18 protein-coding genes are annotated in these 18,639 nt (G+C 62.9%); 13 read left to right on the forward strand and 5 right to left on the reverse strand.

Annotation, left to right across the window (positions count from 1 at the left end):
* Nucleotides 1-310 precede the first annotated feature (310 nt).
* The 6 genes from ABIE24_RS14175 (at nucleotide 311) to ABIE24_RS14200 (ending at nucleotide 4,812) form a co-directional block, all read left to right on the forward strand.
* Nucleotides 311-985, forward strand: coding sequence for a helix-turn-helix domain-containing protein (locus tag ABIE24_RS14175; RefSeq protein ID WP_354500759.1), 675 nt, complete (start codon nucleotides 311-313; stop codon nucleotides 983-985).
* A gap of 92 nt (nucleotides 986-1,077) precedes the next feature.
* Complete coding sequence (locus ABIE24_RS14180) at nucleotides 1,078-1,593, forward strand: hypothetical protein (RefSeq protein ID WP_354500761.1); 516 nt, start codon at nucleotides 1,078-1,080, stop codon at nucleotides 1,591-1,593.
* Nucleotides 1,593-2,549, forward strand: a complete 957-nt coding sequence (locus tag ABIE24_RS14185; RefSeq protein WP_354500763.1) for a hypothetical protein — start codon at nucleotides 1,593-1,595, stop codon at nucleotides 2,547-2,549. Before ABIE24_RS14180 ends, ABIE24_RS14185 begins: the two co-directional genes overlap by 1 nt.
* Nucleotides 2,546-3,667: an alpha/beta hydrolase family protein gene (locus tag ABIE24_RS14190; protein WP_354500765.1), complete on the forward strand. Its 1,122-nt coding sequence runs from the start codon at nucleotides 2,546-2,548 to the stop codon at nucleotides 3,665-3,667. The genes ABIE24_RS14185 and ABIE24_RS14190 overlap by 4 nt, the downstream gene beginning before the upstream one ends.
* A gap of 269 nt (nucleotides 3,668-3,936) precedes the next feature.
* Nucleotides 3,937-4,455: a hypothetical protein gene (locus tag ABIE24_RS14195; RefSeq protein WP_354500767.1), complete on the forward strand. Its 519-nt coding sequence runs from the start codon at nucleotides 3,937-3,939 to the stop codon at nucleotides 4,453-4,455.
* 15 nt (nucleotides 4,456-4,470) lie between these two features.
* Nucleotides 4,471-4,812, forward strand: coding sequence for a GIY-YIG nuclease family protein (locus ABIE24_RS14200; protein WP_354500769.1), 342 nt, complete (start codon nucleotides 4,471-4,473; stop codon nucleotides 4,810-4,812).
* Between the two features lie 504 nt (nucleotides 4,813-5,316).
* On the opposite strand, the gene ABIE24_RS14205 is transcribed toward ABIE24_RS14200, so the two are convergent.
* Nucleotides 5,317-5,805, reverse strand: a complete 489-nt coding sequence (locus ABIE24_RS14205) for a hypothetical protein (RefSeq protein WP_354500771.1) — start codon at nucleotides 5,803-5,805, stop codon at nucleotides 5,317-5,319.
* 833 nt (nucleotides 5,806-6,638) lie between these two features.
* Nucleotides 6,639-6,977 carry a hypothetical protein gene (locus ABIE24_RS14210; protein WP_354500773.1) on the reverse strand — a complete coding sequence of 113 codons (339 nt, stop codon included), beginning with the start codon at nucleotides 6,975-6,977 and terminating at the stop codon, nucleotides 6,639-6,641.
* Between the two features lie 273 nt (nucleotides 6,978-7,250).
* Between ABIE24_RS14210 and ABIE24_RS14215 the strand changes: the two genes are divergently transcribed.
* From ABIE24_RS14215 to ABIE24_RS14230, 4 genes are all read left to right on the forward strand, one after another.
* On the forward strand, nucleotides 7,251-8,777 hold the full coding sequence (locus ABIE24_RS14215; RefSeq protein WP_354500775.1) for a type 2 periplasmic-binding domain-containing protein: 1,527 nt from the start codon (nucleotides 7,251-7,253) through the stop codon (nucleotides 8,775-8,777).
* Between the two features lie 220 nt (nucleotides 8,778-8,997).
* Nucleotides 8,998-9,864, forward strand: coding sequence for an ABC transporter permease (locus ABIE24_RS14220; protein WP_354500777.1), 867 nt, complete (start codon nucleotides 8,998-9,000; stop codon nucleotides 9,862-9,864).
* 11 nt (nucleotides 9,865-9,875) lie between these two features.
* On the forward strand, nucleotides 9,876-10,772 hold the full coding sequence (locus tag ABIE24_RS14225; RefSeq protein ID WP_354500779.1) for a carbohydrate ABC transporter permease: 897 nt from the start codon (nucleotides 9,876-9,878) through the stop codon (nucleotides 10,770-10,772).
* A 4-nt stretch (nucleotides 10,773-10,776) separates the two neighbouring features.
* Nucleotides 10,777-11,415, forward strand: coding sequence for a YesL family protein (locus ABIE24_RS14230; RefSeq protein ID WP_354500781.1), 639 nt, complete (start codon nucleotides 10,777-10,779; stop codon nucleotides 11,413-11,415).
* A gap of 702 nt (nucleotides 11,416-12,117) precedes the next feature.
* Here ABIE24_RS14230 and pdxA read toward each other — a convergent pair.
* The 3 genes from pdxA to ABIE24_RS14250 are packed head-to-tail and all read right to left on the reverse strand — an operon-like array spanning nucleotide 12,118 to nucleotide 15,115.
* Nucleotides 12,118-13,149, reverse strand: a complete 1,032-nt coding sequence (pdxA, locus tag ABIE24_RS14240; RefSeq protein ID WP_354500783.1) for a 4-hydroxythreonine-4-phosphate dehydrogenase PdxA — start codon at nucleotides 13,147-13,149, stop codon at nucleotides 12,118-12,120.
* A complete protein-coding gene (locus ABIE24_RS14245) occupies nucleotides 13,146-14,336 on the reverse strand; it encodes a four-carbon acid sugar kinase family protein (RefSeq protein ID WP_354500785.1) in 1,191 nt (396 codons plus the stop codon). The genes pdxA and ABIE24_RS14245 overlap by 4 nt, the downstream gene beginning before the upstream one ends.
* Nucleotides 14,333-15,115 (reverse strand): DeoR/GlpR family DNA-binding transcription regulator, encoded by a 783-nt coding sequence (locus ABIE24_RS14250; RefSeq protein WP_354500787.1) that lies wholly within the window; start codon nucleotides 15,113-15,115, stop codon nucleotides 14,333-14,335. Before ABIE24_RS14250 ends, ABIE24_RS14245 begins: the two co-directional genes overlap by 4 nt.
* 132 nt (nucleotides 15,116-15,247) lie before the next feature.
* Between ABIE24_RS14250 and ABIE24_RS14255 the strand changes: the two genes are divergently transcribed.
* From ABIE24_RS14255 to ABIE24_RS14265, 3 genes are read left to right on the forward strand one after another with little or no spacing between them, the layout of a single operon-like run.
* Nucleotides 15,248-16,408, forward strand: coding sequence for a sialidase family protein (locus tag ABIE24_RS14255; protein WP_354500789.1), 1,161 nt, complete (start codon nucleotides 15,248-15,250; stop codon nucleotides 16,406-16,408).
* Nucleotides 16,405-17,352, forward strand: coding sequence for an aldo/keto reductase (locus tag ABIE24_RS14260; protein WP_354500791.1), 948 nt, complete (start codon nucleotides 16,405-16,407; stop codon nucleotides 17,350-17,352). Before ABIE24_RS14255 ends, ABIE24_RS14260 begins: the two co-directional genes overlap by 4 nt.
* A gap of 17 nt (nucleotides 17,353-17,369) precedes the next feature.
* Nucleotides 17,370-18,146, forward strand: coding sequence for an HpcH/HpaI aldolase family protein (locus ABIE24_RS14265; protein ID WP_354500793.1), 777 nt, complete (start codon nucleotides 17,370-17,372; stop codon nucleotides 18,144-18,146).
* Nucleotides 18,147-18,639 lie beyond the last annotated feature (493 nt).

Genomic DNA, 18,639 nt, shown 5'->3' on the forward strand with positions numbered 1-18,639 from the left:
GCGCCGCATGCGCGTTCGTGACAAAAAGGTGCTCCATGTGAAGCCGAAAAGTCACCTCGCCAGACCGCGCCCCAAAAGCAGGGCCATCAGAGTGCGAAAGTGCAAGCTAAGCGCGAGCGCTGGTCGAACGCGTTGTGGGTAGACAGCCGTGGGTGAGGTCCCGCTGGATCAGGTCGTCGCCGCTCTTCACCTCCTCTTCGAAGTGCATTCGTCCGGGAGCCGCTTCAGGGTAGTGCGTATATAGACAACGATACACCGGCCCTGCGCGAATAGGCAAACATCGGCTGGTGGCCTGCGCTACCCTGTTTACGTGGGTAGACGCTCGCTTGGTGAGGCCGGTGGCTGGTCGATGGACCTGGTGCGCGCCGTGTCGACCCTTCGCGACGCTGCGGGAATGACGAACCAGGAACTCATCGAGCGCACTGGGATGTCTTCCAGCTACTACTACGCACGGCTGCGTGGCAGTGCTCCGTTCGACGCGAACGACATTGAGAACATCGCGCTCGCGCTTGGAACACATCCTCACGAGATCTCTCGTGTCGCTGCGTCGATCGGCGCCGCGGACGAGATTGAGCCCAGGGTGCAGACCCGGCCCCGCGAGCTTGGTCGGCGGATGACTGCGATCGCCCATGCGCCTCGGGTCGATGGCTCAGCGTTTGACGTCGACGGGCTGATCCAGGACCTCGCGGAACGCGGGGTTTCGCTGGATCTCGCCGAGTGGACTTCACTTCTCGCGGGGACCGGAGACGTATCTGTACGGGTACGTCTGCTGGAGGGTGTGAGTGAGTATGCCGGAATCACCCCCACGTACCTGTTGGATCTGGACGACGACGAGGCCGCAGAGGTGGCGGAAGCCAACATCGAGTTCCGCGAAGCGCTGAAAAGTTCAGGGGCGGACTCGATCTCCGCACGTGCTGTCGGTGATGTCTCTCCGGCGGCCCTGCGGGCGATCGCGCAGTCGCTGCGATCTATCTCTGCGCAGTGAGATAGTCCTCGTCGCTCGACTGCGCAGGCGCGTATAGTGGAAGTACGTCGGGCGATCGCAGCACAGGCGCTTGCGGTCGGAAATGGACTGCCATGACCTACACCCCATCGCGGAATCAGCGTGAGTTACGCAGTCGTGCTGAGGCGCAGCTCGAACGCCTGAAGCTCCCGTCGGACGTGGAGCTTACCGATATCGTCCGCCACGTCGCGCTCGCAACTGGCAAGCGAATCGACGTCGAGCCAGTTGGTGACCGCGACTGGGAGAACATTACGGGACTCGTGCTGCTCGCCTCCGATTCGGCGAAGATCCTCGTACGCAAAACCGACCCGCGGTGGTACCAGTTCCACACGGTGCTCCACGAGCTGTCACACGTGGCGTTCGAACATACCGGATGCGCGACACTCCCGATCAAGCACCCGGGCCATGATCACGTTCGTGCAGGGCAGACAGTACTGGCGCGAGGAATAGTGACGCCCGACTTTGAGGTCGACCTGGACTTCAGTGATGCCGGGCTCGTGATGGAAGCTGAGGCTGAGAAGCTGTCGCAGATGCTCTCTCGTCTCGTGCTTCGCCCGCGCCAGGACCGCGACGAGGCGGTGTTCGGCTAATGCACATACGCATCGAGGCGGTCGCGTTTCTTGCACTGTTGGTACTCACGTTGCTGCGTCTGCCTTCGGCATTACGGGAACCGTCGAGCCGATTGACCTGGGTCGCTTCCCTAGCAGGCCTGGGGGCTGTCTTCATGGTTGGTGTAGCCGTCCCCGTCCCTGTGATCGACGGATGGATGGGTGGCTCGAATGTCGTGAACCTCGTGCAAAACGTGTTGGCAACGACCGCTTTCTGGTTCGTCATGCAGGCTTCGCGCACTCTGGACGGGACACGATTCAACAGGAGGAGCCTCTGGGAGTTGCCCGCGATATTCGTCTCCTTCACGATCCCCTTCTTCTTGATTGCCGATAGAGGCCGCACCTCCGGCGACTTCGTGAAGGAGACTGCCACCCAGTTGGGTTTGTGGGCGTATGCGTCGATCTACATGACGTGGGTGATCGTGATCATGTCCCGCATGCTTATCGGCATCCATCTGCGCACGCCCCGTCCCTACGTGCTCATCCGCGTCGGGGCGTGGGCGATCATCGTCGCGAGCCTGATAGAGATTGTCTACCTCACGCTCCGCGTCGCACGGCAGGGCGGGACCCCTGCCGTGGAGTTCGTCGGCAGCCTGTTCACGATTCCGTTCTACGGGGGAGTGGTGCTCGTCTGTGCGGGGATCATCGCTTTCGCGATTGCTCGGGCGACTCGGAGGCCAGTGCACGCGGCCCTTGGCCGACTCCTCAAGCGCGCAAATGTCGGCCGTGGTATGACGCTAGCCGCGATCCCCGATGAGGATCCGGTGCACGAGGCGTACCGACTGGCAGTGCGCCTGACCGACATCGCAAATAGCGAACCCCTGACTACTAGGGAGCGAGTGCTGCTGCGTGCCACGGCGGAGGTGCTCGATCGGCAGATGAAGGCGCCCACCGTACTCAGGATGACGAGCGTCGATCCGAAGGCAGTCAACGCGTGATCCCCGTCGTCGTCGTAATCGTCGGGCTCACCATCGTGGTCGGGCCGGCAGCTTGGTTCATCCGGAAGCTCGCTCTCCGAGTGGTGGGAGTTGCGCCACGTCGGAAGGTGATCATCGCACGACGGGTCGGCGAGACAATAGAGCTCCCTCAAAGCACCCTCACGATCGCTCCCGGCAACTATGGGCTCTGGTTCGGTCAGAACTTCCAGCACCATGCCCTCGTCGGGCCCGTCGGGCCCGTCGAGTATTCGGGCGAGCAACGCGTGGTCCGCCGTCTCGTGAACGCGACCATGGCGGTCCCGACGGAGCCATTCGAGGCGCAGTGGACCGGCCATGTCATGCATAGTCCGTCGCAGATCGACGCGAAGTGGGAAGACACCGCCATCCCGCTTCGCGACGGCACGACTGCGCCGGCATGGCTCTTCCGCGCAAGCGATCCTGGTGCGCCTTGGGTCATTCATGTTCAGGGGATCCGTACGTCCCGGCTGGTGACCCTGCGCTCTGTCGAAGTGGCCGAGCGCGCCGGCCTGACATCACTCGTGGTCACTTACCGCGGCGCCGGCGACGGGCCTTTTGCCCCGGTCTCCTACCTCGGTCAGCGCGAGTGGAGCGACCTGGCCGATGCGATCGGGTTCGCCCGGTTGCATGGCGCACAGGAGGTGTTCGTCGTCGCGTGGTCGATGGGTGCAGGCGTCGCACTCGAGCTGCTGCGGCGAGAACCGGAGGCGTTCGAGCGACTCGTGCTCGTAGCCCCAGCGACCAACTGGAGCCAGATCGTCCGACACGGTATAGAGCGAGCGGGATTGCCGGGACTTGTTGGCCCGATCGTCACCTGGGCCCTGGGATCTCCGATCGGCAGCAGAATCGTAGGGATGTCAGCCCCTCTCGACTTCCGGCGCCTCGACTGGAGCAGGGGGTACAAGCTGAGTGTCCCGACTCTCGTTCTGCACTCTCCGGGAGACGACGAGATCCCCTTCAGACTCACCAAGGAGTTCGCGGCCGCGCATCCGAGCGTGACCCTGGTGGAAACCGCGAGTGCTCCGCACGGTTGGGAGGCGAACGTCGATCCCGAGCTGTTTCAGTCCGCACTGACGTCGTTCCTGTCCACTCCGCAGTAGCACAGACAGCCGAGTTCGCGGCACGGACCTAGGGCCAGAGCGGCCGCGCCTCGTGCAAAGCGCGGCTTTAGTGTCGAATCGCAGATTGCCGTGCAGCAGGGGGAACGTCCTACGGGACGGTGTTGCAAACAATGCAAATCCGAGGTCGTCGCCCGCGATCGCTACGGCGATCAACGCCCAGAATTCCGGCTGGTAGCGGCCGCACTGCGATGCGTGAACCCCCAAGGTGGGGGAGGGCGCTACGAACTGGCGCCACTAGCGTCATACGGATGAGCGACTTCCGGCCCGAGCCAATTCCACCGCAAACGCCTCAGAACGGCGTCTCGGACACAGCCTCCGATAAGTTGACGGACGTCCTGTCGCCCCGGGACGAAATTCGACAATTGATCGCAACAAATGAGGGTCGGCTGGGAGATGTTTACCGTCTCCTTGAAGAGGGCCTGACCGCCGAACAAATCGCTGAACGGCTAAACGTCGCGACTCAGAATTTCGTTTACACCTATCGGTACCAGATCGAGGCCGCCCTCGACGGCAAGACCACGTCCGGCGCTGTCTTGAGGCGCCAAGCCGTGGGTGCTTTGAACAGTTTGCGGAAGCGCGGTCGGGGCGTGCTGTCGCCTGAGGGTTTCAGGCTACTTCAGGCCAATATCAGTGCTGTCGAGAGCGGCGGAGCCGATAGCGATCCAGCTGCGGAGGCTGAAGCGGACATTCAGGAAGAACACTCCGCGACCCTTACGCTGGCGGAATTGACCGGGGTGCCGGGTATCTACGCCTTCTCCTACGGCTGATATCTCGAAAGCCAGGTGGACCCTGATCGAGGTAACACGCTCATCAAGGTTGGTCAGGCCACAGATATTGCGTTGCGAATCCGACAGCATTCGAGCGGAGCGCGAACCCACATGCCCGAACCGTTGGCTCTCATACGCGTCTATTCAACGGGCACCAAGAGGCCCTCGGAGGTAGAGAATACGTTCCACGAACTACTCGAAAGCGCTGGGCACTTCAACCCGCGCAGAATCGGCAAATCCAGTCGCGAGGTTGGAAAGGAATGGTTCCTCACCAATGAGGACTTCTTGGACAGCATTGCAAAAGCTCTCGGCCTCAGGACGCTCTACATAGGCCGGTCCGAATTCGCTGGCGAGTAAGACCCACGTGGTCTGAATAACCGTTCGTGGCATGTTCCATCCAACGAGCGTACTCAGCGCGGACTCAGTCCGCCTCCGTCAGAGTCACCGCCTGGGCTTGGATCGCCGTATCGGCGACTCGCCATGAACAGATGTCACGCGGCGCGGGGCAGTTCGCCGTGCCAACGGCTCAGATGACGAAAGAGGTGTTATCGGCTGAGAGTAGCGTCTGGGCGCCACGGATCCACAAAGTGCGACCAGCGCGCAACCAACTGACCCAAGGAACACTAGCGATCCGATGATTTGAACGTCTGTAACAGGTACCTGAGCGCGATTTCGTAACGGGCGGGTCAAACGCGACTCTGCGGAACACGCCTGTCGTGTGTCTCAACATTTGCGGGGGAGAGGCCGTTGAAGGTCCGGCTTGCGGGTGGCGCGACACCCGGCTGGTTCTCCGTAACCTCGCGCTGCTAGGTGCGAGCGATATAGCCGAGGCAGGAAAACGTTAGAGCACTGAGCGCGGGCTTAGCCCTTGGTCGACACTTGGTTGAGGCAGGCGCCTATCCGCTCGGGGCCGTACACGTCGATCTGCGCCTCGTCTGTCACCTCGGAAATCGACCCTTCGGCGGCGCCGAGCGGTGTGGCGAACAGCTTGCCGACAAACGGCTCCACGCTCGGGTCGTCGACCGTCGCCCACACGGCGAGGTAGCCGTCGGTGTTCCGCGGATCGTCGATGATCCCGCCAACGTGCCACAACCCGGTCTCCTCGTCGAAGACGACAGTGCCACCCGGGACGGTAGCCCCATCACCTTTCGCGGCGACGACGCGGTTCAGTTCAGCGAGCAGCGACGGCGTGATCTCCATGCAGGGCGCTTTCGACGGTCTCGGGGTCGGCGTAGCGGAGGCGACCGGGGCTTCGGTGGGCGTCGCCTCGACAGGGCTGCAACCGGCAAGTGCTACCGCGAGGATCACGGAACTCAGCGCTGCGCGCTGGGTCGTCGAACGGATCGGCACGGATCGTCTCCTCGGGATGGTCGAGCTGTCGGGCTCGGTTGCTGGCGCTCACGCTATCAGGGACGGAACTCGTTTGGGGAGTGATCGGGGATTCGATGGCTGTGATCGGCGCCATCGGATAAGTGACGGCATGGCGTACCAGCCCGACGACTCGGCTGGATCCCGGGTGAGCCGTCACGCGGGGCCACGGCGGACGACCTGCCGGACGACGTCCGCGGAACTGACCGTCGCAGCCTACGCCTACCCGGGAAATGCTCTTAGTTACACGGGCGCCGTGGGGCGCCCGTGAAGCAGCGTTCCTGCTGGAGGTTCCGCTTTCGAGAGGAGTTGGGTCGAAGCAAACGAAGTCTTTCTGGTCAGCCAATGGTGGTCTGTCCGACTAGCGCTGGTCCTCGAAGGAGTCGCTCGAATATCCCATCATTTACCCATCATCAACCCATGAAAAACAACCGTGAATGAGCGCGTCTGTCCGCGTACAATTGGAGCAAGTGAACCGCCCGGTTCCCTGTAAACACAAGGGAATCCGCCAGTTTTCGGAGATTTTCGGTAAGTCCGGAGTTTAGGAAATAACCTCCAACGGGTCGCAGGTTCAAGCGCTGTCAGCCCGACCGGTGTTCCGGAAACTCAAGGCGCGAGATACAACGACTCTGCTGGCGTGCGCCGCCCGGAGACGTGAGCGGCTTTCGGAGCGACTCTCCGGGCCTCGACGTCAGCGCTGCTGCTTGATTTTCTTGAGTGCGTTCACCGCCTTCTTCACGACCTTCGTCGCTTCTTTCAGTTCTTCGCCGTCGGGTGATCCCGCGATCACGACTTCTCCGATCGCAACGGGCCGATCAAGAACAGCGAGAGAGGCGTCGGTACGGCGAGCGGTCGACGGCTTTCGCGTTGGCAACTGCCGTCGCCAGAGCTGCTTTGTCTACCGACTCGGTAGTCGACTGGACGGACAAGCGCACATCATCAAACACGCCCCATGCGCCTGCCGAGAGCGAGAGCGACGCTGAGATCTCAATTTTGCCGTCGGTGCCGACGACCACCCCGGGCAGCGTGGCGGTGTGGAAGTCGTTCCATGTAGAGAACTCCAGCGGGACGCTCCAGGAGCCCACCGAAGTCGTTACGGTCAGCACCCGGGTGTCGGTCGTGGGGCCGTTCGTGCCCTGCGTCGTCGCCTGCAAGGCGTAGGGGAGGGGTTATCGAATCTTGACACTCAGGGGGCAGGGTCGCTGCTTCAGCGCTTGAGTAAGCATGGGCTCGCCAACTTTCGCGCGAAACACGCGCAGATTAGGGCTGTTGAGACTGAGTCGTTGAAATTATTGCGCAGACCGTGCAAGAACTGATACTCTCAATGCGCGAGACGGACATGTTGCCTGAGTTAGGCTTAACGGGAAGTCAGGCCTCGAGAGGCTTCCATCGCAGCAACGATCCCACCATTACTACAAAGGAGTATCATGCGGACTTCACGTGCCCTCTTGGGCATTCTCGGGGCCTCTGCCCTCGTCGTCGGTCTCGCCGGGTGTACGTCGGGCGACGTCAAGGACGCCGCTGGGGACGGAACCTCTTTCAGCTACCGGATCCCGGACCGGTTCAAGAACTGGCTGGACGATAATCTTTGGAACGAACCGCTGCAGAAGGGTGCGGGCGTCGAAGTCGACCTCGTCGACGGAGGCCCCGAGGAGTCCCATTATCAGCAGCTCGACCTGTTGCTCTCCTCCGGCGATCTCGAGGACACGACCGTAGCGACGATGGCGCAAACCCAGGTCTACGGGGCGCAAGGCGCGTTCCTCGACCTGGCGCCGCTCATCAAGGAGCACGCACCGAATCTTGAGGCCTACATCGACGAGCACCCCGACTTTAAGTCACTCATCGAGAACGAAGACGGAAAAATCTACGGTCTCGTCAACGAGTATCCGAAAATCGCTCCCGTATCGTTCTACCGGCAGGACATGCTCGCCCAGGCCGGCATCTCTCAGGCGCCGTCAAGTGTGGAGGAGTTCACCGAAGCGCTCCAGACGCTGAAGGCGACTTTCGGCTCGGATGCCGAGTACTACCCCTTGGGCGGACGCGACGCGTTCATCAATTACCAGTACGCGTTCGCGGCCAATGACGGCATCGAGTCCGGAAAGGTTCATGGCATTTACCAGTCCGGTCGTGGGCTGGACATCAAGTCCGAGGGTGCGCGCGACATGGTCGAGTGGTACGCAACGCTCTACAACGAGGGCTTGATTGATCCGGAATGGGTTAAGGGAGCAAGCACCGAGGAGGCCTGGCAGACAAAGATGCTCACCGGGAAGATCTCAGTGTCCAACGACTTCTTCACTCGTCCCGCGTACTTCATGGCCAACGCGGACAAGCAGACGTACCCGGACTACAACGTCGGCACAATGCCGGCGCTCAGCAACGGCGGTACCCAGATGAAGGTTCCAGCGAATGAACGCTACAACCTGGACCGAGTATTCGTTGTGAACGCCAAGACCGAGAACTCCCTCGCAGTCATCAAGTTCCTCGACCACCTCTACAGCGAGGAGGGACAGGACACCTATCACTGGGGCGTGGAGGGGAAGTCATATAGCGCATCTAACGGTGAGAAGCAGTACACCGCGTCCTATGCCGAGAACGCCGACCAGGAGGTCGGCAAGCCCGTCTGGAACTTCGCGCAGGACCGGCTCACCTACCCGGCGCCGGTCGATGATGCCGCGTTCTACCAGTGGCAGGACGACTTCACCAAGTCCTTCGCGACGGGTTACTTCGAGGACTCCCTGGTCGTGAACCCCGTCCTCAAATACAGCGACAAACAGCAGGAGCAGCGCTCGAAGCTCCTGGCTTCGGTGAGTCCGTTCGTTGACGCGGAGATGGTCAAGTTCGTCACCGGCGACCGGCCGATCTCCGAATGGGAAGCCTTCCTGACTGAGGCCGAAGATTTGGGTTACTCGCAGATCACTGAGATCGACCAGGCCGCTTTGGATGCCGTGAGCTGACAGGCAACTTATGGCCCGCGGCGAAGAGCCGCGGGCCATTAGTGCAGATAGGAAAATGATGACCAATACAGTCGACATAAAAGGCGCGGCCGGCGCAACCGGCCGCCCTCGCCAAGGGGAGCCCGCCCGCCCTCCCCAAGCGGCGCCCGGCCGCCCTCGCCAGCCGAGGCGCACTGCCTCCCTTTGGCGACGCATGAAAGCCGCTCGCTGGCTATACCTCATGCTGGTCCCTGGACTGATCCACCTCATCCTCTTCAAGCTCGCACCAGTGTCAGCATTGGTCATCGCGTTCCAGGACTTCTCAACATTCCTTGGAATCGGTGGCAGCCCGTGGGTAGGATTCCAGAACTTCATCGACTTCTTCAACGACCCGAACATTGGTCGCCTCGTCCTGAACACACTGATCCTCGCGGTCCTCGTGTTGGTGGTCAGCTTCCCCATACCGATCTTGTTCGCGCTGGGCCTCAACGAGGTGCGCCTGCGCTGGTTCGGCAAGGGCGTCCAGACGTTGAGCTTCGTGCCGTATTTCGTTTCCTCCGCCGTGCTGGTCAGCATCATGTACACGTTGATGTCCCCCAACGGCGGTGTCGTAAACAGCGTGATCACAGCCTTCGGCGGATCTCCGGTTTCCTTCTTCACCGAGCCCGAGTGGTTCCGTCCGCTCTACACGACGATGCACGTGTGGCAGAACTTCGGATACTCGGTCATCATTTACGTCGCCGCGATGGCGAGCATCGACCCGGCCCTCTACGAAGCCGCTGAACTCGACGGCGCCGGCAGGTGGCGCAAGATGTTCAGCGTCACCCTGCCGGGAATTTCCACCATCATCTCCGTCCTCCTCATCCTGAGCGTCGGTCAGATTCTCACCGTCGACCTCGACAAAATCCTCCTTATGTACAACCCGAGCGTGTACGAGACCGCCGACGTCATCCAGACCTACGTCTACCGTCTCGCTTTCGCCTCGGAAGGATTCCCCGACTACAGCTACGCAGCGGCAGTCGGTCTCATTCAGGGCCTAATCGCATTCGTGCTGGTTGTGGCAACCAACCGCGCCTCCGAGCGCTTCTCAGGTTCGAGGGTGTTCTGACCATGACCACAATGCAAACCAAGCGCAACCGTCCGCGCCGGCGCGTCGAATTATTCGACATCGTCAATGGACTGATTCTCGGGCTGATTGCTATCGCATGCATTTACCCCTTCGTCTACATCGTCGCCGTGGCGCTGTCGGATGGAAAGGCGGTGCTGCAAAACCAAGTGTTCCTTTGGCCGGTCGATATCAATTTCGAGACCTTCGCCTACATTCTCACCAACGAGCGGCTGGGCGTCGTCCGCGCCCTGCTGAACTCGATCCTGTACACGGTTGTCGGAACGATCGTCGCCGTCGTACTCACCTATCTCACGGCTTACGCGCTTTCTAAGAAGCGGCTGCCCGGGGGCCGGATCGTGATGCTGCTGTTTATCATCACCTGGATCTTCGACGCAGGGATCGTGCCCGCCTACATCGTGAACAGCGGTCTCGGCCTCACCAATAACTGGCTGATTATGGTGCTTCCGCTAGCGATCAGCACATTCCTGCTGATCGTGACCAAGTCCTTCATCGAGGCGATCCCCGACGAACTCGAGGAGTCAGCCTCCCTCGATGGCGCGAACGATCTTCAGATTTTGAGGCAGATCTACCTTCCGCTGTCCACGCCCGTCGTCGCGACAATCTCCATCTTCTATGCGGTGCAGACGTGGAACTCGTTCCTATGGCCGCTTATCTATTTGCGAGACACGGCTCTCCAGCCGATCCAGGTGGTCCTCTACCGACTGCTGCTGGGCAGCAACGACCAGGCTCTGAACTTTCAGCAGACCGTGAGCAACGGGTTCCTAGTTATACCGGAGAACATTCGCGCGGCCACGATGCTCTTCGCCATCGTCCCCGTGCTCCTGTTCTATCCGTATGCGCAGCGGTACTTCAGCAAGGGAATCCTCGTCGGTGCGGTGAAGGGGTGACGCGGTGAACCAAGTAACTGAGGGTGTCTGGGTCGGCTGCACCTGGATTGCGCGCCTCGCTTGGCTCAACCTGCTCTGGTTGCTGTTCACTGCGGCGGGGCTGGTCGTTTTCGGGCTTTTTCCGGCGACCGCCGCGGGCTACCAGATCGCCCGGGACTACGTGCACCGACCGGAAAGTCGCGAGGAGCCGTTGATGCGTCGATACGCAGCGCTTGTTCGCGCGAACGTGGTGCGCGCGAATCTTGTGGGTATCGTCGTCGTTGCCGTCGGATGCTTGCTCTTGGCCGCTCTCCAGTTGACCTGGACTGCAACGGGTGCGCCGTGGCAGCTTCCTGTTCTCGGGCTGACGGTCATTGCCGCAGTGGCGTTCGTCGCCGGCGTGGTGCATTTGCCCTTCCTCGCCGCGCACATCAAGGCCCCTGCCCGAGCAATCGTGCGTGCATCGTGGCTCTACGCTCTTTCTCATCCCGGCAGCACAGTGTTGATCTGCGCCGCGTGGACTGGCCTGTCGTTATTGCTCGGGGCGTACCCGGCGGCAGCCGTGTTCTTCTGCTTCTCGCCTGTGGCGCTGCTGACGGCGGTGCTCGATGTGCGGGGGTTCCACCGTTTGGAGCAGCGTCAGGCACTCCGCCCGGTCCGCTGACACCAATGAGGTGCCCCCGACCCGCACAGCCGGATTGGGGGCACGTCACTGCGTCGTCCTCGATGTGCCCGGCCATGACGTTGGTGATAGTTGACGCGTTGATCTGAGGAGAACCTCCGGGCTCAGTGGAATTGTCTAGATTCCGCGCTCCCGGAGGTTCCCATGCACCACGTTAATGCGCTTTAGACGGATGACCATCGTCCCGTCGCCCATGTCGCCAGGGACGTGGAATCCCGACGCTGTGCGCCCCCTGCTGAGTGAGCCGGTTTCGTGCAGAGGGGCCGCAGTCGGCCTGACCGGTTAGCTGATTCGCGCTTCCCGGGCCACCGTGACCCCGTTACAAACGAGAACGCCGCGGCGAACTGATCGAGGTCGATGTGAAGGAACTCGGCCGTGTCAAGGGCGGCGGCGGCTGGTGCGCTCACGGCCGCGGAGCGCGCCCGAACGACAAACGAGGGCTCGGCATTCGCTTACCGACACCGGCCGATTCCAGAGTCGCCGTCGCTCAGATCGGCGCCGTCCAACGCTCCATCAAACCGCACCGCCCTCGGACTAAGGGCGCCTACCGGCAGATCTTCACCAATAAGGCCGAACGCTCTCCGCTCTTGACGCGTGGCTGAGCTGCTACAACGCTGAGCGCATCCACCGGCATCGGAGCAACCCCGATCAGCCGAGTGTCACCAACGTCCTGACTGAGTGCACCTAGAGCGTTCGCTGCGCGGCGACTCCACGACTCATGGAGACCGCTTGCTGGATGGCGACGACGAGGCTCTCATGTGACGCCGTGCCCGTCCCGGCGATGTCGAACGCCGTTCCATGGTCGACCGATGTCCGGATGACGGGCAGACCGACGGTCACGTTGACTCCAGCCTCGATGCCGAGGACCTTGACTGGACCGTGGCCCTGGTCGTGGTACATCGCGACGATGAGATCGTAGTCGCCGCGAGAGGCGAGGAAGAACGCTGTGTCCGCGGGCAACGGGCCGTGGACGCCGTGCCCTTCGGCCGCGACGCGCTCGACGGCCGGCGTGATCTTCTCCGCCTCCTCGCCGTATCCAAACAGCCCGTTCTCGCCCGCATGTGGGTTGATGGCGCACACGCCCACCCGTGGGGACTCCACGCCGGCATCTTGCATCGCTTTCAGTCCGCGGCGGATCGTGCGTTCGACGAGTCCGGGCTCGATCCGGCTGATCGCATCGACGAGGCCGATGTGCGTGGTGACATGAATCACGCGCACTCGAGGGGTCAAAAGCATCATCGAGACCTCGTCCACACCACATAGAGAGGCGAGCATCTCGGTGTGCCCTGGATAGAGGTGCCCGGCGGCGTGGAGCGCCTCCTTGTTGAGCGGTGCGGTGCAGATCGCGTCGACCCGGCCCGCGGTGGCGAGCTCGGCCGCCACGGCGATGTACTGGTACGCCGCGTCACCCGCGACCGCACTGAGCTCCCCCCATGGCAAATTCGCGGGAACAAGGCCGAGGTCGATGACATTGATTCGGTCCGATGCCGGCGAAGCGTCCTCCGGCGCTCCGATAGTGCGGATCTCGACTTGCACCCCCTGGAGGGCAGCGGCGGTCCGGAGACGCTCCGCATCACCTACGACGAAGGGCCGGCACGCGCGCGTGACTTCGGGGTCGAGCAGAGCCCGAATGATGATTTCCGGACCAATGCCCGCAGGATCGCCCATCGTTACGGCGATAACTGGCAGCGCTGCCTCAAAATTGTCGTCAGTCACAAGGAATCCTTCTTCCTAGTCGTTACTCGGGGTACGTCCCCGAGAAGAGTCGAGATGATGCGGTCGAGCGAGTCGTGTTCACCAAAGCTGCCCGGCCGCGTGACGACCGGACGCTCGCCGGACGCGCTGCTGAGCACCGCTCCGGGATGCACTTCGCCGTACACGGCGAGCGATCGCTCGCCGAGCGCGTCCAGGGTGCGGCGAGCGGTCTCGCCGCCGATGAGGCAGAGGGCGATATCCGGACGCCCACGGACAGCTCCTGCGGTCGCTGTTCCGAGGAGGTGCGCGACATTGACGTCGTGCGGGCCCTCACCCGGCCCCGCGGTGACCGCGACGATGCGTGACGGGCCGTTGAGGGCGTCCACAATGCGACCGGCGAGCGTCGCCGGGCGGTCATGAGGGGAGGCCGTCACGGCTACGATTGGCTCGGATAGAGCGGCGCGCTGGCGCAGGACGACGGGTTCGAGGCTTCCGAGCACGAGAACGACTTTGTCCGCGAGAGGAAGACAGGGCCGCAGCTGGCTCGGTGCGACCGGTGCGGCTGCCAGCAACGCGGCGAGCAGCCCCGAGCTGCCGACCGGCGTAACCGCGCCCACGGCTCCCCGTATGGCGCGGGCGATCGCGTCAAGATCCTGAGCATCGGTCGTGTCGGGGATGTAGACGACGCCGCCCGGGCTGCGGGAGACCAGATCGGCGAAAGCGCCGGAACGGACCGCGTGCTGACTTACATGCCGGATCTTCAAGCCGTCGCCTACCAGCTCCTCAAGGCGCCGGGGCGCGTCGGATGCTTCTGCCCGCCATGCGGATGCGGGGGAGGCAGAGAGCGGGACGTCGTGTAGCCGGGGCACTCCGTCTACCACCGTCCGCCCGAGCGCGGGCAGACCCGGGGCGAGGACCACGGTAGAAACTCGAGCGGCGGCGGCGATGAACGCCGTGACAGGTCCCCGAAGCTGGGAATCGATCTTGACGTAGTCGGGCAGTCGTCCGGCGCTGATCGCTGCGGCAATCCGCTCGGCAGCGGCAGCGCCCGCGTTTCGGACGTTGAGGTCCTCCACGACTGTGACGCCTGGCGATGCCGGCCCGTCAAGCACGACCGCTGCCGCATACCCGTGCCGATGAACGACACCGGCCGCCTCCGCGGCACCCGATAGGTCATCGGCGACCAGGCGACGCAAGGACGACGTCATGCGACGGCTGGCGCCACGACCACGCTGATACCGGCGGCGCGGAACTCCTCCAGCACCGCCTTCGGTGCCGCCTCGTCGGTCACCAGTGTCCAGGGCAGGTCCAGCCGCGCCCAGGCATCGAAGGGAGCGTGCCCGAGCTTCGAAGCGTGCGCGAGCACATAGAGGGCGCGTGTTCTGCGAGCGACGAGCTCTTTGAACCGGGTCTGCTCGAGGTCCGCCTCGCATAAACCCCGGTCCGCGGTGACGCCATCTGCGCTGACGAACGCACGATCGAAGCTCATGCGATCCAGGGAGATCTCGGCCAGCGGGCCAACGAAGGTGCCGCTCAGGGGACGCAGTCGTCCGCCGAGACATTGCACCGTTAGAGACGGGACCGATGAAAGCTGACTCACCACGGGCAGGCTGGAGGTCGTGACGGTGGCCGGAGCCCGCGAAGTCGCGAACTCCCGGGCTAAGAGCGCCGTCGTAGAGCCCCCATCGAGGAAGATCGACTCGTCGCGCTGAACCTGCGCCGCCGCCCACGAAACTATCGCGCGCTTGGCGTCGAGGGCCTCCGAACGCCGATGCCGCAATGACGCCTCGGGGAGGTGCGTCGTCGAGATTGCGCCGCCATAGGTTCGGGCGAGTCGACCGCCTCCACTGAGGGTGCCCAGATCACGGCGGATCGTCGACGCCGAAACTCCGAAGCGCTCCGAAAGATCCTCGACGCTCGCCAACCCCGTGTCCGCTGCAAGCGCGAGAATCTCTTCCCGTCGTTGATTGGTTCGACGTTGCTTCATGGATGCCCCTCCTAGCTGCCACAGTGGCCACGTTCCGAACTCTATCCTAAGTTGCGCGATTCGTGCTAACTTTACTGCGCGAAGAGCGCAAAAAAAGTTACCCTAAGGAGCGCCGTGCCGATGAACAGTGTCATGCCCACAACCGATGGTGTCCTCGTTGAGAGGTCGGGCCGCCGCGAGGCGCTAATCCCTACAAGCCGCGCCGAAAATCACGCCTCGTTCCTTCATCGCCTGCCGGACGGGACGCTTGCCGCCGTTTGGTTCGCCGGCGAACGTGAAGGCATGCCGGACGTGCGGATTCAGCTTTCCCGATTCGACGAGAGCAGCGGACGCTGGAGTGACGCAGAGGCCGTCTCGCCGCCCTCCGGGCAGTCGCACCAGAATCCGGTACTCGCAACCCTGCCCAACGGAGCCGTCTGGCTGCTCTACACCGCTCAGGACCTGGGTGCGCAGGACACTGCCGTGCTGATGCGGCGCGTGTCGGACGACGGTGGCAGAACATGGGGCGAACCGACACCGCTGCTTGAGGACCGTGGTGTCTTCATCCGTCAAGACATGGTTGTCCTGAATGACGAGACACTGCTGCTCCCGATCTTCCGGTGTGAGCTGCCGCAGGGACGCCAGTGGCACGGCGATACCGATACGTCCTCGGTGCTGCGCAGTGAGGACGGCGGTCTCTCGTGGACGGAGGTACCGGTGCCCCGCAGCCTCGGAGCCGTGCACATGGACATCGTGCCCTTCGAGGACGGACAGCTTGTGGCGTTCTTCCGCAGCCGATGGGCTGACGCCGTCTATCGCAGCGAATCCGCGGACGCCGGTCGCACATGGACTGAGCCGTACCCCACCGCGATGCCGAACAACAACTCGTCGATCCAGATGCGACGGGCTGCCTTGCTTGGCGCGGACAGCATCCTCGCTGTCCTCAACCCGGTCTCGGCCGAGCCCGGCAGCGAACTCGGCGATATCGACCGCGCACACGACGAGCACAAGGTCACAGGACCTGGCGAGATTACTCCTCTCGATCGGCACGCGGTCTGGGGCGTGGGACGGATCCCGCTCACACTGCTGCGCTCGGACGACCGCGGGCGGACTTGGAAACGAGTGCTCGATTTGGAGACCGCCGACACGGTCCCTGAGATAGTGCTCGAACGTGCGGGGGATCGTGCGATGGAGATGTCCTATCCGGCTCTTCTCGTCGGGCCAAATGGAGACGTGCATGTGACGTACTCGTATTGCCGCCTCGCCATCAAGCACGTCTTGGTTCCGCGCGAAGCGCTGGAGGAAAGCCGATGAGTGTGACACCCGCAGTACTGGGAACGATGACCTTCGGCGACGGCCTCGACGAACAGGCCGCGCGACGCGTGGTCGACGAAGCTTTGGACCGAGGCATTCGTGACGTCGACACCGCCAACGGCTATGCGGGCGGTGCGAGCGAGGAGATCGTGGGGCGATCCGTCAGTGGACGACGGGACGACGTTCGCCTGGCGAGCAAGGTCGGCATTCCGCACCCGGACGCGGACGGCGCCGCCCCGCTCTCGGCCGCGGGGATCGAGCGCTGCCTGGACGCGTCGCTGCGGCGGCTCGGCACCGACCATCTCGACATGTATTACCTACACCAACCTGACCGCGCAACGCCGGTAGGAGAGACACTCGATGCGCTCTCGACACTGCTGTCCCGAGGAAAAATTCTGGCGTGGGGGGTGTCCAACTTCGCATCATGGCAGCTCGCCGAACTCGCATTCGAAAGCCGCGAGCGCGGCATGGTAGGTCCGACCATGAGCCAACAGCTGTACAACGCGCTCTGCCGACGGATCGAGCACGAGTACTGCGAGGCCGCCGAGCGATTCAAGGCGCCGGTGATCGCGTACAACCCCCTGGCCGGAGGGCTGCTTACGGGCCGATACCGCTATGAGCACGCTCCAGCCGGAGGACGATTCGCCGGCGAACGTCTGGGGCGGATGTATACGGAACGATACTGGGATTCCCGGATGTTCGAGGCCATCGACCGTCTCCGTGAGGTCGCCGACGAAGCGGGCATCGAGCTACGCGAGCTCGCGCTGCGGTGGATTATCGGGCGTCCGAGCGTCTCCGGCGTGCTGGTCGGCGGGTCACGACCCGAGCATCTGCGCTCCAACCTCGACGCGCTCGAAAGCGGGCCGCTCGACGACGTGCTCATCCAGAGGATTGACCAGGTCGGCGACTGGATCGACGGGCCCGTGCCTGACTACAACCGATGATCGAGAGGAAGACAATGATGAGCGATCAGTTCGCCCAACGGATGCACAAACGGGAGCGGATTCTCGGATACTGGTCCGTCCTCGACGCGCCCGTCGTTCTCGAGCGCCTCGGGCGTATTGGCTTCGACTACGTCGCGATCGACGGCCAGCACGGCCTGCTCGGCTACTCCGGCATCTTGACAGGCCTGATGGCCATCGACGCAGGCGCGGCGGCCGGCGGCACGCGCACAGTCGGGCTCGTCCGTGTGCAAAGCAAGGACCCCGCGGTGATTGGACAGGCGCTTGACGCAGGGGCACACGGCGTCATCGTTCCCCTCGTGAACCGCCCCAGTGATGCTTTAGAGGCGGTTGCAGCCGCGAAGTACCCGCCCCTGGGCATCCGGTCCTACGGGCCGATGCGCTCACAACTGCGAATCGGCCCGATCCCGGCGGAGGCGGACGCGAGCGTTGTCGTGCTGGCGATGATCGAAACACGCGAGGGACTGGAGAACGTCGAAAAGATCGCCGCCGTGCCCGGCCTGTCCGGGCTGTACATCGGACCGTCGGATCTCGCACTCGCCCTCGGCGCGCGCAGGCCCGACGATCCCGACATTGCTGAAGATTTCGCCGCGGCACTGGACCGCATCCGGGCTGCAGCAGACGCAAACAAACTGCCGGTCCTGATTCACACGCCGGACGGTGAGAGTGCGCGACGACGCCTGGCCGAAGGATTTACCGGCGCGACCATTGCCTCCGACCTCGTGCACCTCGAGGCATCCGCGCGTAATCATCTCGATATTGCAACGCACGCGTAGGTCGGCAAGTCGGTCAGAGGACGGTCGGATCGCTTACGCGACGCGGCGTGTCCCGCTGAGCGTTCCGCTTTCAGGTCGCATTCTGCTTCGAAGCAAGCGATGTCTGCTTGGTCAGCAGGGGAGAGCTGACAAGCTCGGCTCCACATTTGCTCGCGGGTCCTTAACGGCTGGTCGAGCACTACCGAGCATCTCGCCAAAAGCGGTTCAAATGGTCATCATTTAGTCATCACTTTCAACTTCATTTGACCCCAAATGACCGAGTACAATTGGAGGCAGTGAACCGCCCGGTTCCCTGTAACCACAAGGGAATCCGCCAGTTTTCGGAGATTTTCGGCAAAACCGGAGTTTAGGAAATAACCTCCAAGGGGTCGCAGGTTCAAATCCTGTCAGCCCGACCGTGTGATGTGTCGGGACATCGTTGACAAATGTGTCGAGACATTCTTGAAAACCCTCTCCTTCGGGAGGGGGTTTTCGTCATTTCTTGGCTTGATAG

The organism is Mycetocola sp. 2940 (genome assembly GCF_040548835.1).
Lineage (GTDB): Bacteria > Actinomycetota > Actinomycetes > Actinomycetales > Microbacteriaceae > Mycetocola_A.